General features: G+C 72.6%; 13 protein-coding genes. 2 read left to right on the forward strand and 11 right to left on the reverse strand.

The genetic code is table 11. The annotated features are described in order from the left end of the window. The 8 genes from FHX39_RS19375 to FHX39_RS19410 form a co-directional block, all read right to left on the reverse strand. Window positions 1-402, reverse strand: a 402-nt coding sequence (locus tag FHX39_RS19375; protein ID WP_183342323.1) for a twin-arginine translocation signal domain-containing protein, incomplete at its 3' end; no start/stop codon positions are given. A 61-nt stretch (window positions 403-463) separates the two neighbouring features. Then, a complete protein-coding gene (locus FHX39_RS19380; protein WP_332836991.1) occupies window positions 464-1,297 on the reverse strand; it encodes an SIS domain-containing protein in 834 nt (277 codons plus the stop codon). Then, complete coding sequence (locus FHX39_RS19385) at window positions 1,294-2,220, reverse strand: MurR/RpiR family transcriptional regulator (protein ID WP_198424071.1); 927 nt, start codon at window positions 2,218-2,220, stop codon at window positions 1,294-1,296. The genes FHX39_RS19380 and FHX39_RS19385 overlap by 4 nt, the downstream gene beginning before the upstream one ends. A gap of 102 nt (window positions 2,221-2,322) precedes the next feature. Continuing rightward, window positions 2,323-3,114 carry an ABC transporter ATP-binding protein gene (locus tag FHX39_RS19390; RefSeq protein ID WP_183342325.1) on the reverse strand — a complete coding sequence of 264 codons (792 nt, stop codon included), beginning with the start codon at window positions 3,112-3,114 and terminating at the stop codon, window positions 2,323-2,325. Then, window positions 3,111-4,124 carry an ABC transporter ATP-binding protein gene (locus FHX39_RS19395; protein ID WP_183342327.1) on the reverse strand — a complete coding sequence of 338 codons (1,014 nt, stop codon included), beginning with the start codon at window positions 4,122-4,124 and terminating at the stop codon, window positions 3,111-3,113. Before FHX39_RS19395 ends, FHX39_RS19390 begins: the two co-directional genes overlap by 4 nt. After that, complete coding sequence (locus FHX39_RS19400; RefSeq protein ID WP_183342329.1) at window positions 4,121-5,068, reverse strand: ABC transporter permease; 948 nt, start codon at window positions 5,066-5,068, stop codon at window positions 4,121-4,123. Before FHX39_RS19400 ends, FHX39_RS19395 begins: the two co-directional genes overlap by 4 nt. Then, window positions 5,065-6,075: an ABC transporter permease gene (locus FHX39_RS19405; protein ID WP_183342331.1), complete on the reverse strand. Its 1,011-nt coding sequence runs from the start codon at window positions 6,073-6,075 to the stop codon at window positions 5,065-5,067. The genes FHX39_RS19400 and FHX39_RS19405 overlap by 4 nt, the downstream gene beginning before the upstream one ends. A 1-nt stretch (window position 6,076) precedes the next feature. After that, complete coding sequence (locus FHX39_RS19410) at window positions 6,077-6,817, reverse strand: MOSC domain-containing protein (protein WP_198424072.1); 741 nt, start codon at window positions 6,815-6,817, stop codon at window positions 6,077-6,079. A gap of 254 nt (window positions 6,818-7,071) precedes the next feature. Between FHX39_RS19410 and FHX39_RS19415 the strand changes: the two genes are divergently transcribed. Further along, complete coding sequence (locus tag FHX39_RS19415; protein ID WP_183342333.1) at window positions 7,072-8,871, forward strand: ABC transporter substrate-binding protein; 1,800 nt, start codon at window positions 7,072-7,074, stop codon at window positions 8,869-8,871. 395 nt (window positions 8,872-9,266) lie between these two features. On the opposite strand, the gene FHX39_RS19420 is transcribed toward FHX39_RS19415, so the two are convergent. Beyond that, on the reverse strand, window positions 9,267-10,850 hold the full coding sequence (locus FHX39_RS19420) for a beta-N-acetylhexosaminidase (protein ID WP_183342335.1): 1,584 nt from the start codon (window positions 10,848-10,850) through the stop codon (window positions 9,267-9,269). Window positions 10,851-10,914: 64 nt separating this feature from the next. Here FHX39_RS19420 and FHX39_RS19425 point away from each other — a divergent pair, with 64 nt between their 5' ends. After that, entirely contained in the window at window positions 10,915-11,907 is a 993-nt protein-coding gene (locus FHX39_RS19425) for an N-acetylglucosamine kinase (RefSeq protein ID WP_183342338.1), read from the forward strand. Here FHX39_RS19425 and FHX39_RS19430 read toward each other — a convergent pair. Together FHX39_RS19430 and FHX39_RS19435 are read right to left on the reverse strand one after the other, a co-directional pair. Then, window positions 11,891-12,907 carry a LacI family DNA-binding transcriptional regulator gene (locus tag FHX39_RS19430; RefSeq protein ID WP_332836992.1) on the reverse strand — a complete coding sequence of 339 codons (1,017 nt, stop codon included), beginning with the start codon at window positions 12,905-12,907 and terminating at the stop codon, window positions 11,891-11,893. The genes FHX39_RS19425 and FHX39_RS19430 overlap by 17 nt on opposite strands. A 32-nt stretch (window positions 12,908-12,939) precedes the next feature. Next, entirely contained in the window at window positions 12,940-14,304 is a 1,365-nt protein-coding gene (locus FHX39_RS19435; RefSeq protein ID WP_183342342.1) for an FGGY family carbohydrate kinase, read from the reverse strand. Window positions 14,305-14,405 lie beyond the last annotated feature (101 nt).

The raw sequence follows: 14,405 nt of genomic DNA on the forward strand, positions 1-14,405 counted from the left end.
CTGGTCGCGGATCGTGTTGATGGCGATCAGCCCGGCGCCGGAGTTGTCGATGACGTCCGGCGGGTTGCCGGCGACGAAGCGCGGCTGCAGGGTCTGGGCGATGTTCGTGGCGGCGTCGACCTTGATCGTCGAGCCGGCCTGCTTGGTCTGCATCGCCTTGCCCGCGAACTCGGCGTACTCGATGCCGTAGCCGCCCTTGAAGATGACGGCCTCGGTGGAGCTATTCGCGGCCAGGCCGAAGGGGTTCTCGGCGCTGGTCGGGCCGGCCGCCGAGCTGGTGGCGGGGTCCGGGCCGGTGCCCGAGGCGGCGCAGCCGGCGAGCCCGGTGGCGGCGAGGGCGGCGGCGGCGAGGCCGCCGCGCAGGAAGTCCCGCCTGTGCAGGGACGAGAGCGAGGTGGTCATCTGAGTTCCTCCGGGTGCGTGGTGGTGGGTCGGGTCGTGCTGGCCTGGACGGTCGTACGGATCAGGTGCCGCGGTGGATGCGGCCGGCGTAGAGCTGCTCGAGCGCCGAGTTGTGCTCGTCGCCGCCGGGGATGTTCGCGGAGAGGTACAGCGGGGGCCGGCGTCCGTCGGCGGAGATGCGCTCCGAGACGCCGATGGTGAGCAGCTGGGCGATGTACGCCGCGGTGATCGAGGAGACCGCGCCGACCGGGACGCCGCCGGAGAGCTCCAGCGTCGCGTCGCCGTACGGGGCGAGGTTGTCGATGACGACGTCGCCGACGTCGGACAGCCGCTTGCCGCTCGGGTGCTTGAGCGGGACGGCCATGGTGTGCTCCAGCGAGGTCACGACGACCAGCGGGATGCCGTGCTCCTTCGCCAGCAGCGCCAGGCCCACGATCGAGCCGTTCACGCCGGAGTTGGACGCGATCATCAGCAGGTCGCCGGGCTGGATGCCGGACAGCTCCCACAGCTCCGTCACGTTGTCCGGGTTGCGCTCGAGGCTCGACCCGCCGAGCTGGTCGGCCCCGAGGGTCCCGCGCAGGACGAGGTCGCGCAGGGCGATCTTGTTCGTGGGGATGAGGCCACCCGCGCGCCCGGCGATCTCCATGGCGAACGCCTCGGAGTGGCCGGTGCCGAAGGCGTGGATCACGCCGCCGGACTCGATCGTGGTGGTCATCAGCTCCACGGCGGCGTCGAGGCCACCGTTCGCGGCGAGCGCGGTGATCTGGTCGAGCCGGGTGCTCACCTGGGTCGAGAAGTCGTGCACGGCCTGGGAGAAGTCCATCGCGTTCCTTGCGTCGGTGTTCGGGTCGGTCTTCGGGCCGGCAGCGCCGGTGGTCGGGCGGAGGTCGGTCACGTGTGCCGCCGGGGTCGGCGGTGGGAGGCCACGGCCAGGGCGGAGGCCGCGAGCTTGTCGCTCGAGCGGTCGAAGTCCTCCTGGGCGACCAGGAGGTAGAGCAGGTCCAGCACGAGCAGCTGGCCGTGCTTGGCCGAGAGGTCGTCGGGCTGCAGCGCCCGCTCGTAGACCGAGGTGACGATGCTCCGGTCGGCGAGCTCGTCGAGCGGCGACCCGGGGTTGTTCGTGATGGCGACGGTGAAGGCGCCCGCGCGGCCCGCCTCCGCCAGCATCTCGATCGTCTCCTCGGTGCGGCCCGTCGTCGAGATGCCGATGGCGACCGTGCCGGCGTCCTGGATGGCGGCGCTCACCAGCCCGAGGTGCGCGTCGGCCCAGGCGAAGGCCGTGACCCCGACCCGGTAGAGCCGGCCCTGGAGCTCCTCGGCCAGCATCGCGCTGCCGCCCACCCCGTACACGTCGACCTGCCGGCTGCGCGCGATCCGGCCCGACACCTCGCTCATCACGCCGAGGTCGATCGCGGACGTCGCCTCGCGCAGCGACCGCGTGTGGCTGCCGATGAGGCGCGCGAGCAGCTCCTCGGGGGTGTCGTCAGGACCGAACTCGCGGCCGATCTCGTTGGCCCACGACTCCCGGGCCGTGCTGCGGCCGACGTCGGTGGCGATCCCCACCCGCAGCTCGACGTAGCCGGCGTAGCCGACCATCCGGCAGAATCGCGTGACGCTCGCGGCGGACGTCCCGGCCTGCTCGGCCAGCTCGCCGATCGACAGGGTCAGCGGCGCCTGGGGGTGCAGGATCAGGTAGTCGGCGACGCGGGCGAGCGCGGCGGGCATGTCGGGCTGCAGCGCCACGATGCGGTCGACGACCGCCCGTGACTGCTCGCGCGTCTGCGCGGCCCGCTCCGACGTGAGAATGAGTATCGCCAACTTCCCCGAAGACTGAAATTCGCTCTCACGTTAACGCGCGGTTCAGCCACGGGCAACCACCTGGCCATGTCGCCACGCGACCGCAACACAACCGCAACGCGGTCAGGCGGGCCGTTCGTCGGGTGCGGGGTGGAGGCGGGGGACGTCGCTCAGCAGCCGCCGGGTGTACTCGTGCCACGGCGCGAAGATGACGTCCTCCGCGGGCCCCTGCTCGACCATGACCCCGTGCTCCATGACCAGCACCCGGTCGGCGACGTAGCAGGCCTGGCCGATGTCGTGGGTGATGAAGAGGACGGTCATCCCGAGCTGGTCGCGCAGGTCGGTGAGCACGTTGAGCACGTTGACCCGGAGCGACGCGTCGAGCATGGAGGTGGCCTCGTCGGCGACCAGCAGCTTGGGCCGCATCATCAGGGCCCGCGCGATCATCACGCGCTGCCGCTGACCGCCGGACAGCTCGTGCGGGAAGCGGTCGAGCACGTCGGCGGGGTCGAGCCCGACGTGGCCGAGCGACTCCTCCAGCCGCTCCTGGCCGACCGCCCGGTCGAGCAGCCGGCTCGAACGGGCCAGCAGCCGACGCACGGTGAAGAACTGGTTGAAGGCCGAGAACGGGTCCTGGAAGACCGCCTGCACGTCCTTCCAGTACGCGGTCCGGGCGCGGCCGCGCATCCGCGTCACGTCGGCGCCGCGGAAGGTCATGGACCCCGACGTCACCGGCGTCAGCCCCAGGACCATCCGGGCCAGCGTCGACTTGCCCGAGCCGCTCTCCCCCACGACCGTGACGACCTCGTTCTCGGCCAGGGAGAAGGAGACGTCCTTGACCGCCTCGACCGCGTCCCGGCCGTGGCCGAACGTCTTCGACACGCCCTGCGCGACGAAGACGTCGTCCCCGCTCACGCAGTCACCGCCGCGAGGGGCACGGGCTCCCCGGGGTGCTTGGCCGCCCAGAAGCACGCGGAGTAGCGCAGGTCGCCCCCGACGTGCGGCGGCTCGGTCGTCGCGCACTCGTCGTACGCGACCCCGCAGCGCGGGTGGAACCGGCAGCCCGACGGGGGGTTCGCCAGGCTGGGCGGCGAGCCGGGGATGCCGTTCACGCGCATCGAGCGGAAGCGCGGCTCGGGCACCAGCACGGCGCCGAGCAGGGCCGCGGAGTAGGGGTGGCGGGGTGCGTCGGTGATCGAGGCCGCGTCGCCCACCTCGACGATCTTGCCCGCGTACATGATCGCGATCCGGTCGCTCACCGTGCGCAGCACCGGGAGGTCGTGGGTGACGAAGACGACGCCGCCCATGATCTTCTGCTCCAGCATGTGCAGCAGCATCTCGATCAGGGCCTTCTGCGACGACACGTCGAGGGCGGAGGTCGGTTCGTCGGCGATCAGCAGCCGCGGGTTCAGCAGGGTCGAGATGACCGTGACCGTGCGCTGCTTCATGCCGCCCGAGAGCTGGTGGGGGTAGGAGTCGAGGACCCGGACGGGCAGGTCCAGCGACCGCAGCCGGTCCCGGGCCCGGTCCAGCGCCTCGTCGGGCTTGACGCTGCGGTCGTGCGCGCGGACGACGTCGACGACGAGGTCGCGCACCCGCATGGTCGGGCTGATCGAGCTCATCGCGCCCTGCGGCAGCAGGGAGACGACCGAGCCCCGCCAGGTGCGCGGGATCTTGCTGCGGGCGCCCAGCTCCTGGCGCTGCCCGTCGATCTCGAGGGTGCCGCTCTCGACGTGCAGCGGGGGGCGGGTGGTGAGCGACAGGATCGCGCCGAGGGTCGACTTGCCGCAGCCGGACTCCCCCGCGACACCGAGCACCTCGCCCTCGTCGAGGTGGACGCTGACGCCGTCGACGGCGAAGACCTGACGGCCGTCGGGCGTGCGGTACGCCGCGCGCAGGTTCTCGGCGTCGAGCAGCCTGGTCAACGGCCACCTCCGGTGACCGCGTGGACGGGCGTCTCGACCATCGCCGTCGCCCCGACCGGCACGGGTGCCTCGGTCGGCGCGACCGCCAGGCCGCCCTTGCGGCGGGCCAGGCGACCCCGCCGCAGCCGGGGGTTGAAGACCTCGTCGAGGCTCGACTGCAGCAGCAGCAGCGAGAAGGCGATCAGCGTGAGCATCGCCGTCGGCGGCAGGAACGCCCACCAGGCGCCGGTCCGCACCGAGCCCCACTGCAGCGCCCAGTAGAGCATCATGCCCAGGCTCGTCGTGCCGGACGGACCGAGCCCGAGCAGGCTCAGCGCCGCCTCGGCCAGGATCGCGCCGGACACCTGCAGGACGAAGGCCATGACGACGTAGCTGAGGAGGTAGGGCAGCACGTCGCGGGCGAGGATCGAGACCCACGACGCCCCCGACAGCCGGGCCACGTCGATGTGCTCGCGCGCGCGGATGCTGCTCGACTGCGCCCGGATCGAGCGCGCCATCCAGGGCCACGAGGTGATCCCGATGATCAGCGCCAGGGCCAGCGAGCTGCGGTTGTTGAGCGCGATGCCGAGCAGGATGATCAGCACGATGGAGGGGATGGCGAGGGCGACGTTCGTGACACCGGCGATGACGTCGTCGACCACGCCGCCCTGGTAGCCCGCGACGAGGCCGAGGACGAGGCCGATGGCGCTGGCGATGAGCCCGGCGACGAGGCCCACGACCAGCGACGTCCGGGTGCCGTAGACCAGGTTGGCCAGCACGCTCTGGCCTTCGTTGTCGGTGCCGAGGAGCGTCGCCAGCCCACCGCCCGGCGGGTCGTACAGGCCCCCGATCACGGCGTCGGGGTCGGTCGAGACGAGGAGCGGGCCGATCAGCCCGACCACGAGCGTGAAGGCCACGAGCCCGGCGGCGACCCAGAAGCGGGGGGTCAGGTTGACCGTCTTCATCGTTCTCCAGCCTGTGCGGCGCGGATCCGGGGGTCGATCAGGCCGTTGACGATGTCGACGGCGAAGTTCGCCAGGAGCACGGCGATCGTGATGATCAGCGTCACGGCGGAGATCACGGGGTAGTCGACCTGGCCGATCGCGTTGAACAGCAGCGTCCCGACACCCGGGTAGGAGAACACGAGCTCCGTGACGAGGGCACCGCCGACCAGGCCGCTGATCGACAGCGCCAGGCCGGTGACCTGGGGCAGCATCGCGTTGCGGAAGACGTACCGGGTGATCCGGTTGTCGCTCAGCCCGAGGCCCCGGCCGTAGTTGACGTAGTCGGCGCCGAGCTCGTAGATGGCCATCGAGCGCATGCCGACCGCCTGGCCGCCGATGAACACGACGACCAGGGACCAGAACGGCAGCCAGAAGTAGGTGATGGCGTCGCCGAAGAACGTGAGGGTGAGCTCGGGGCTGAGCCCGAACGAGTACGCCCCGCCGATCGGCAGGATGCCCATCTGCACGCCCACGATGAAGAGCAGCAGGATGGCCAGGCAGTAGTACGGGATCGAGGTCGCGAACAGCGAGGTGACGAACGCCCCGCGGTCGAACCAGCCGCCGCGGAACGCGGCGACCGCACCGAGAACGTTCCCCACGACCCAGCCGATGAGGATCGCGGGCACCTGGAGGACGACGCTCCACGGCAGCGCCTGGCCGACGAGGGTGTTGACCGAGGCCGGGTACTGGGCGAAGGACGTGCCGAGGTCCCCGTGCACGAGGTGGCTCAGGTAGATGAAGAACTGCTCCCACACCGGCTTGTCGAGGCCGAACTCGCGGTTGTAGTTCTCGTAGATCATCCGGAGCTGGTCGCCGCCGACCCCGCCGCCGCGGGACAGGTTGCTGACGATCGAGTCGACCGGGTTGCCGGGGATCAGCCGCGGCAGGAAGAAGTTGAGCAGCAGGGCCACGACGAGCGTGCCGAGGAACCAGAGCACCCGTCGGCCGAGGTAGCGCGTGAGGCCCATGTCAGCTGCTCGCGACCTCGACCGCGGCGGGACGGTCCCGCCCCACGCGCGTGTCCTCCTCGTGCCAGACCGTGCGGTGCTCGGCCCAGGTGCGCCAGTGCGCGGCCAGCTCGGGGGTCTCGAAGATGGCCGTCAGCTCCTTCACCTCGCGGTAGTAGATCCGGTTGATGTCGGCGGCGGTCACGCCGTGCGCCGGCGGCGCGCCGAGCGTGATCGTGTCACCCGCCTGCAGCACGCCCTCCTCGAGGATCCGCAGCAGCACCCCCGGACGGCGCGACGCCGCCGCGCGACGCGGGAAGCCGGGGTCGCCCATCTTCAGCCCGAGCTTCCAGCACGGCGTGCGCGGCTCGGTCACCTGCAGGAGGGCCGTCCCGACCCGCCAGGTCTGGCCGATGACGGCGTTGGTGAGGTCGAGGCCGGCGGTGGTGAGGTTCTCCCCGAACAGGCCGTTCGGCAGCGCGTGGCCGAGCTCGGCCTCCCACCAGTCCAGGTCCTCCCGGGCGTACGCGTAGACGGCCTTGTCGGCGCCGCCGTGGCTCTTGCGGTCGGACTGGTCGTCGCCCGCGAGGTTGTGCCCGCGCACCGGCACCGGTCCGGCGACGGGGTCCTTGAAGATGCTCGTCACGACCTCGCGGCCGAGCCAGGTGTACGGCTTCGGCCCGCCCACCTGCACGGTGAGGACCGCACCCGGGGCGGGCCGGGCCGGCTCTGCGGTCGGGTCGAGGGACATCTCCGGGGACATGCAGCCACCTTCGTGGGCCTTCGCGGGGCGCCCCCGGCGATCACGTCCTGCTGGCGGGTGCGTCCCCCGCCGCTGCTGTGACGGACACCGTGGCACAGCCGACCGCGTGGACGCCAGACCCGATGTGACCAATCTGCTAACGATTAGACCAATCTCTTGTGACGTGTGTCACGGGTCACCATCCTGGTTCTGGGGCATATGGTCTCCGACTAACGACGTGGGCTCGCCAGGAGCCATCTCGGGAGGGACTTCCCATGAGCCGTGGACAAACCGACTCCGACCGCGACCCCGTCGAGGCCTTCCGGCCGACACGCCGCCGCTTCCTTGGTACGACTGGTCTGGCCCTGGGGGCTGCCGCCCTCGGCCTGGGCGCCACCGGGTGCGGGACGGCGCAGACCCCGAGCAGCAGCAACAACGGGGCCGCCACGGGCCGGGCCGGCGCGGCGGGCGAGACCCTCTTCGTCTTCGTCCAGTCGGGGGTCCCGACCAGCTTCAACCCGCTCGGCGCGACCCCGGCCTTCCCGACCAACGTCGGGCACATGCAGCTGCTCTACGAGTCGCTGCTGCGCTTCGACCTGCTCGACGGCTCCCTGAAGCCGGGTCTGGCCAAGGAGCTGCAGACGCCCGACCCCTCGACCTTGGTGCTGCCGCTGCAGGACGGCACGAGGTGGAGCGACGGCACCGAGCTGACCGCCGCGGACGTCGTCTTCACCTTCGAGCTGGCCAAGAAGATGACGGTCCACTACTCGAGCGTGTGGACCTACCTCGAGTCGGTCGAGGCCACGGACGCGCGGACGGTGCGCTTCACCCTGAAGCAGAAGCCCTTCAACCCGGGCTCGGTCAAGGACGCCATCGCCAACGCCTTCATCGTCCCGCAGCACGTCTTCGCCCCGCTGGGCGACAAGGCGGCGAGCGACGCCAACCTGAAGCCGGTGGGCAGCGGCCCCTTCACCCTGGACAAGTACGACCAGACCCAGATCAACCTCAAGCGGTTCGACGGCTACTGGGGCAAGGCCGTCTTCGGCACGCCGGCCATGACGACGATCAACCACCCGATCTTCAAGAGCAACAACGACTCCGACCTCAAGCTCGAGGCCGGCGAGCTCGACGCCGCGCAGACCTTCACCGCGCAGATCTGGACCATGTGGGAGAAGGGCAAGCCGGTCGGCACCTGGCTCAAGGACAAGCCGTACTACCTGGCGGGCAACCTGCCGCTGCTCGAGGTCAACAGCTCGGTGAAGGGCCTCGACAACCCGAAGGTGCGGCTGGCGATCGCCCACGCGATCGACTACCCCACCATCGCCAGCACCGCGATGTCGGACTACTCCGACCCCGCGAAGGCGAGCCTCATGCTGCCGAGCGGCGCGGAGGGCAAGTTCTTCGACCAGGCCGGCGTCGACGCGGCGGGCTGGTCGTACGACCCGGCCAAGGCCGTCGCCATCCTCGAGGGCGAGCTCGGCTGCACGAAGGGCGACGACGGGATCTACTCGCTGCCGGACGGGACCCGGCTCGGTCCCTGGGAGGCCATCACGCCGACCGGCTGGAGCGACTGGAACACCGCGCTCGAGATCGTCGCCAAGTCGTGCAAGGCGGTCGGGATCGACGTCAAGACGAAGTTCCCGCAGGCACCGCAGGTCACGACGATGATCCAGAACGGCAACTTCGAGCTCGCCTGCTGGAACGCCTCGGGCGTCAGCGTGGCCAGCCCGTGGACGCGGTTCCGCGACGTCCTGGACGACCGGGGCATCGCGCCGATCGGCAAGACGGCGTTCTCGAACTTCACCCGCTTCTCGCACCCGGACGTGGCGGGCCTGCTCGACAGCGTGGGCTCGGCACCGGACGACGCCGCGCTCAAGGAGATCTACGGCAAGCTCGACGCGATCTACCGCGAGGGCATCCCCGTCATCCCGCTGATGTACCGGCCGAACGAGTTCTACGAGTACAACTCGTCGAACTGGTCGAACTTCCCCGACGAGAAGAACCCGTACGCCCCGCCCGGGTGGACCGGCGCCTCCATCGGCTGGATCTTCAACCTGAAGAAGGTCGGCACCTAGGCCTCGACGCGAACGCGCCGCCCCTCCTGCGGGAGGGGCGGAGCTTTCGTTCGTCGTACGAGGACGCAGGCCGGCCACTCGTCGTACGACCTGCGTCCGCTCGCCTTGGGTGAGTCTGCGCGGGTTCGAACTCGCGCAAACTCACCAAGAGCGAGCAGACGCGGAGCGAGGGGCGGGCTACGAACCTCGCCCCCACCATCTCCTCGTCGCTGCGTCCTTCCTTTGCGGTCGGCACCGGACGAACGCTCCCTGAGCCTGTTGAAGAGCAGAACGGGAAACGCTCCCTGAGCTTGTCGAAGGGCCTCGTAGAGGTTGGCTTCTTTCTCGTGGAGCCAACCCGTTCCGGGCCCTTCGACAAGCTCAGGGAGCGTTTCCCTGCGGCGCACCCGTACCCGTCAGTACGCCCGGCGGCGCGGCTGCTCGGGCGGGCGCCGCAGCGTGCCGGTGCCGCCCTGCTGCCACGGGTGCGGTCCGGCCTCGGGGCGGAAGTTCACGCCGAGCGCGTCGAGGCGGGCGAGGTGCCCCGCCAGCCGCGGCTGGAACTCCGCCCAGGAACGTCCCGCCGCGTCGGACCAGGCGACCTCGCTGTGCGCGCAGGCGCGGGGGAAGAGCATGTACTCGGCCCGCCGCATCGTCGGCACGTACTCGGTCCAGAGCTGGCACTGGGTCCCGAGCACGCGGGAGGTGCACTCCGGGGTCATGCCCTCGAGCGGCTCGAAGCCGTAGACCGTCTCGGTGGTGGTGAGCCCGCCGATCGCGTACTGCTCCTCGTCGCCCTCGCCGGGGTAGAAGTCGAGGTACGTGTGGCTGAAGGGCGCCATCACGACGTCGAGCCCGGCCTCGGCGGCCGCGACCCCGTGCTCGGCGCCGCGCCAGGCCATGGCGACGGCCCCCGGGAGCGGGCCCTCGTCGCAGATCTCGTCCCACCCGACCAGCTGGCGGCCGCGCTCGGCGAGGAAGTCGCGCAGTCGCTCCGTGAACCACCGCTGCAGGTGCGTCGCGTCGGCGAGGCCGCGCTCGGCGGCCAGGGCCTGCGCCGCCGGGCTGGCCAGCCACTCCGTGCGCGGGGCCTCGTCGCCGCCGACGTGCACGTAGCGGCTGGGGAACACCTCGAGCAGCTCGCCGAACAGGCCGAGGACGACGTCCACCGTCTCGTCGGTCAGGTTCAGCGTCTCGTCGAAGACGCCGAAGCCGGTGGCCGGTGCGTAGCCGGTCTCCGGGTGGTTGCCGAGCTCGGGGTAGGCCGCCAGCAGCGCCAGCGCGTGCCCGGGCAGGTCGATCTCGGGGACGACGGTGAGGCCGCGCTGCCCGGCGTACGCGACGACCGCGCGCAGCTGGTCGAGGGTGTAGAAGCCGCCGTGCGGGGTGCCGTCGCCCTGGGCGTCCCACTGCTTGCGGGTCTCGGTGCGCCAGCTCGCGACCGTCTGCAGCCGGGGGTGCGCGGCGCTCGGGAAGCGCCAACCCTGGTCCTCGGTCAGGTGCAGGTGGAGCACGTTGTACTTGTGCAGCGCCAGCAGGTCGACGACGCGGAAGAGGTCGGACAGCGGCAGGAAGTGGCGCCCGACGTCGACCATCACCCCGCGCCAGCCGAAGCGCGGCTCGTCGGCGACCGACACCAGCGGGACGGTCAGCGCGACCCCGCTCGGCGCCGCGCGCAGCACGTCGGGCGGGAGCAGCTGGCGCAGCGTCTGGACCGCCCAGTTCACGCCCTGCTCCGTGGCGGCGGTGATCGTGATCCCGGTCGCCGTCACGTCGAGCCGGTAGGCCTCCTCCGTCAGCGCGGGGTCCTCGACGAGGCGCAGCGCCCCGTCCGCGGCGAGCGGCAGGTCCAGCCCGGTGCCGGGTCCCAGCAGCCGCCGGGCGACGGCCGCCCAGGCGGGCGAGGCGTCGACGGCCAGATCGGTCGGCAGCACGTAGGTGCCGTCCTGCTGGTGCACCGAGGTGGGGCGGGGGACCAGGGCCAGAGCGTCGGAGGACATGCAGCGACCGTAGTGCTGGGTCGACCGGCGAGAATCGCGGGATGAGCTCCGCGGTGGTCGCCCGATGACGCTGCTCGCCCTCGACGCGGGCGGCACCAGCACCCGGGCGGTCGCCCTGACCCCGGCCGGGGACGTCCTCGGCTACGGACGAGGACCGGCCGGCAACCCGACCGCGGCCGGCATCGGCCCGGCCGCCGAGTCGATCGGCGCGGCCGCAGGCGTGGCCCTGCGGACGGCCGGGTCGGCCGAGGTGGCCGTCGTCGCGATGGCCGGGGAGCAGACCGACGCCTTCCGCACCGAGGTCACCGAGCGGCTCGCCGCGTACGGGGTGACGCGCGTGGTGCTCGAGCACGACCTGCTCGCGCTGTACTGCTCGGGCACGCCGGCGCCCGACGGCTACGCGCTGATCGCGGGCACCGGCACCGTGGCCGCCCGGGTCGTCGGGGGCGGCCTCGCGGCGGTCGTCGGCGGGCGCGGCTGGCTGCTGGGCGACGCGGGTGGCGGCTTCTGGATCGGGCGGCGGGTGGCGCGCGCGGTGGTCGCCGCGCTCGACGGGCAGGCCCCGCCCACCGCGCTCACGCCGCTCGTGCTGGCGGCGCTGGGCATCGACATGCGGACGGCCGACCCCGAGGACCCCGTCGCCCGGGCGGCGCTCGTCCGCCAGCTCGTGTCCTCGGTGTACGCCCGCCGCCCGGTCGCGCTGGCCGAGCTCGCCCCGCTCGCGTTCGCGGTGCCGAACGACCCGGCGGCCCGGTCGATCGTGGTCGCCGCGTCGCGGGCGCTGGCCGACCTGGTCGACGCCGTCCGGGTGCCCGAGCTGGCCGGGCCGGTGGTCGTGGGCGGCAGCGTCGTCGTCCGCGGCATCCTCGGCGCACCGGAGTCTCTGGCCGCCGACCTCGTGCCCCCGGCCGGGGAGACCCCGGTCGTTCCGGTGCCCGACGGCCTGGTCGGCGCCGCCGTCCTGGCCCTGCGGCACACCGGGCACGCGGTCGACGAGGCGACGTTCCTCCGGCTGCAGGAACGGGTCCTGGCGTACGCGCTCAGGGCGTCGGCATAGACCCGACCATCAGCGGCGAGCCCGTGAGGGGGACGCAGCCGCAGGTGGTGCCGTACTCGACGTCGAGGTCGACGCTGACCCGCCGGGGCGGCAGCGTCGGGTCCAGCGTCCGCTCGGCGAGGAGCTGCATCGTGCGGCTGGCGACCGTCGCCACCGGGACCACCGCTTGCGTGGGGCGCAGCCCGGTGACGGTGGCCTCCCCGATCGAGTCGATCGTGGTGACCACGACGTCGCGAGGAACGGTCAGGCCGAGCGACTCGATGGCCGCGAGGGCCCCCCAGAACATGCGGTTGTTGGTCGTGAACACCCCGAACGGGGGTTCGAGCGTCCGGAACAGCGCGTACGCCCCGGCCGCCGCCTCGTCCGGGGTGGTGTGGCCGTCGGTGACGTGAGGTCGCAGCCCGGCCGCCCGCACCACGCGGCGGTAGCCGTTCTGCCGGTCCCCGATGTTGGAGATCGACCGGTCCCCGGCGACGAGGGCGACCCGTTCCAGCCGGTGGTGGCCCACCATGTGCCCGACGAGGACCTCGGCCGCCCGGCGGTTGGCGGGCAGCACGTGGTCGGCGATGCCCCGGACGGAGGGGACGGTCCGGTCGAGGACGACCGTGGGGATCTCGGACACCGCGTCGGGCAGGCTCGGCGCCCCGCAGGGCAGGACGATCAGCCCGTCGACGCGCTGCTGGCGGAACAGCCGCAGGTAGCGCTCCTCCTGGTCCACGTCCTCGTCCGAGTCGCCGAGCAGCAGGGCCGGGCTGGCCGGGGTGAGCCGCTCCTCGATCGCGCGCGTCAGCAGCCCGAAGAACCCGTTGCGGACGTCGGGGATGATCAGCCCGACGAAGCCCGAGCGTCGGGTCCGCAGCCCGATCGCCGCGGCGTCGCCGACGTAGCCGAGCTCCCGCACCGACGCCAGCACGCGCTCGCGCGTCTCGGCGCTGACGTAGACCTCGTCGTTCAGCACCCGGGAGACCGTCTTCGCCGAGACGCCGGCGTGCTCCGCCACGTCCAGGAGGCGGGTCGGCCGGCGCCGCCCGCTCACGGACTGCCCGGCAGGGTCGAGGGAAGCCGGTCGGCGGGCCAGGTCCCCGCGGCCACCCCGGCCAGCAGCGCCGCGCCGCGCGCCACGGACTCGGGGTCGTCCACCACCAGCAGGCCGTGGGTCGCCCGGTCCCGCTTCGCCCGCACCCAGCGGGGCGAGCGGGTTCCACCGCCGGTCAGCAGGGTGGGCTGGTCGGCGCCGCTCAGCCACCGGAGCCTCGCCTCGCCGGCGGCCGCCTGCTCGGCGTAGCCGTCGAGGGCGTCGGCCCAGGCCTGGCCGGGGTCGTGCCACAGGTCCGGACGCAGGTCGTCCGGGCCGACCAGGCCGTCCTCGAGCCCGAGGAGGGCGGCCGCATCGAGCGGACGGTGCTGCGGCCGGTCCTGCGCCAGCCGCTCCAGCTCCTCGCGCGGGACCTGCAGCAGCCCGGCGAGGTTCTCCAGCCCCCGCCCCGGACGCAGGTGCTCCCACAGCAGCATCAGCGTGGGCCGTCCCGGCCAGCCGGTCACCGTGAGGTGCCCCGGCATCTCGTCGAGCGGCGGAGCCGGCCGGGCGGCGTCCCACCCGACGAGGAGCGGCTCGCCCGTACCCATGGAGTCGGTCACCATCTCCGGCCGCGCGCCCGAGCCGACCACGCTCACCGGGTGGTCGTGCCCGGCGATCGTCACGGGCACGCCGCCCGGCAGCCCCGTGCTCGCGGCGGCCGCCCGGGTCACGGTGCCCACCGGGATCCCGGCCGGGACGACCGGCGCCCACTCGACGTCGACCCCGACGAGGGCGAGCAGGTCGTCGTCGTAACGGCCGGTGGTCGGGTCGAAGGCGCCGCTGGTGGCGGCGAGCGACGGCTCCTGCGCGACCGACCCGGTCAGCATCCAGACGACCAGGCCCGCCGCCCCGGTCCAGCGCCCCGTCGGGCGGACCCCCCGCCCGGCCAACCAGCCGATCTTGCTCAGGGTCGTCCAGGAACGGGCGCGCCGCCCGGTGCGCCGCACCAGCTCGGCCTGGCCCAGCGCGGCGACCAGCCGGTCGGCGGTGGCCTGTCCGTACGGGTCGTGCCAGGCCAGCATCGGCACGTCGGCGACGCCGTCGACGCCGTCGACGCCGACCCAGCCCCCCGACTCGCCGAGACCCGCCACCCCGACCCCGACGACCCCGGGCAGCCACGGCGCCAGGTCGGCCAGCAGCGTACGGACGGACCCGAGGAGGGCGTCGACGCTCGTCCCGGTCGTGGCTCCCGGGGTCGGCGCGAAGGGTGACCGCACCGAGCGCCCGGCCACGCGGGAGCCGTCCAGCCCGACCAGCGTGGCCTTGACCGCCGAGGTGCCGAGGTCGAGACCCAGCAGGGTCGGCGGAACCAGGGCCATCCGCGGACCCTAGCAGCGCCGTCCTCTAGTCTGTCCACCGTTGTCAGACAACGGACGCCAGAGCACTGGCTCCCGGCCCGCCGACGACGTCAGGACGGACG

The sequence above is a fragment of the Microlunatus antarcticus genome (assembly GCF_014193425.1).
GTDB classification, from domain to species: Bacteria; Actinomycetota; Actinomycetes; order Propionibacteriales; family Propionibacteriaceae; genus Microlunatus; species Microlunatus antarcticus.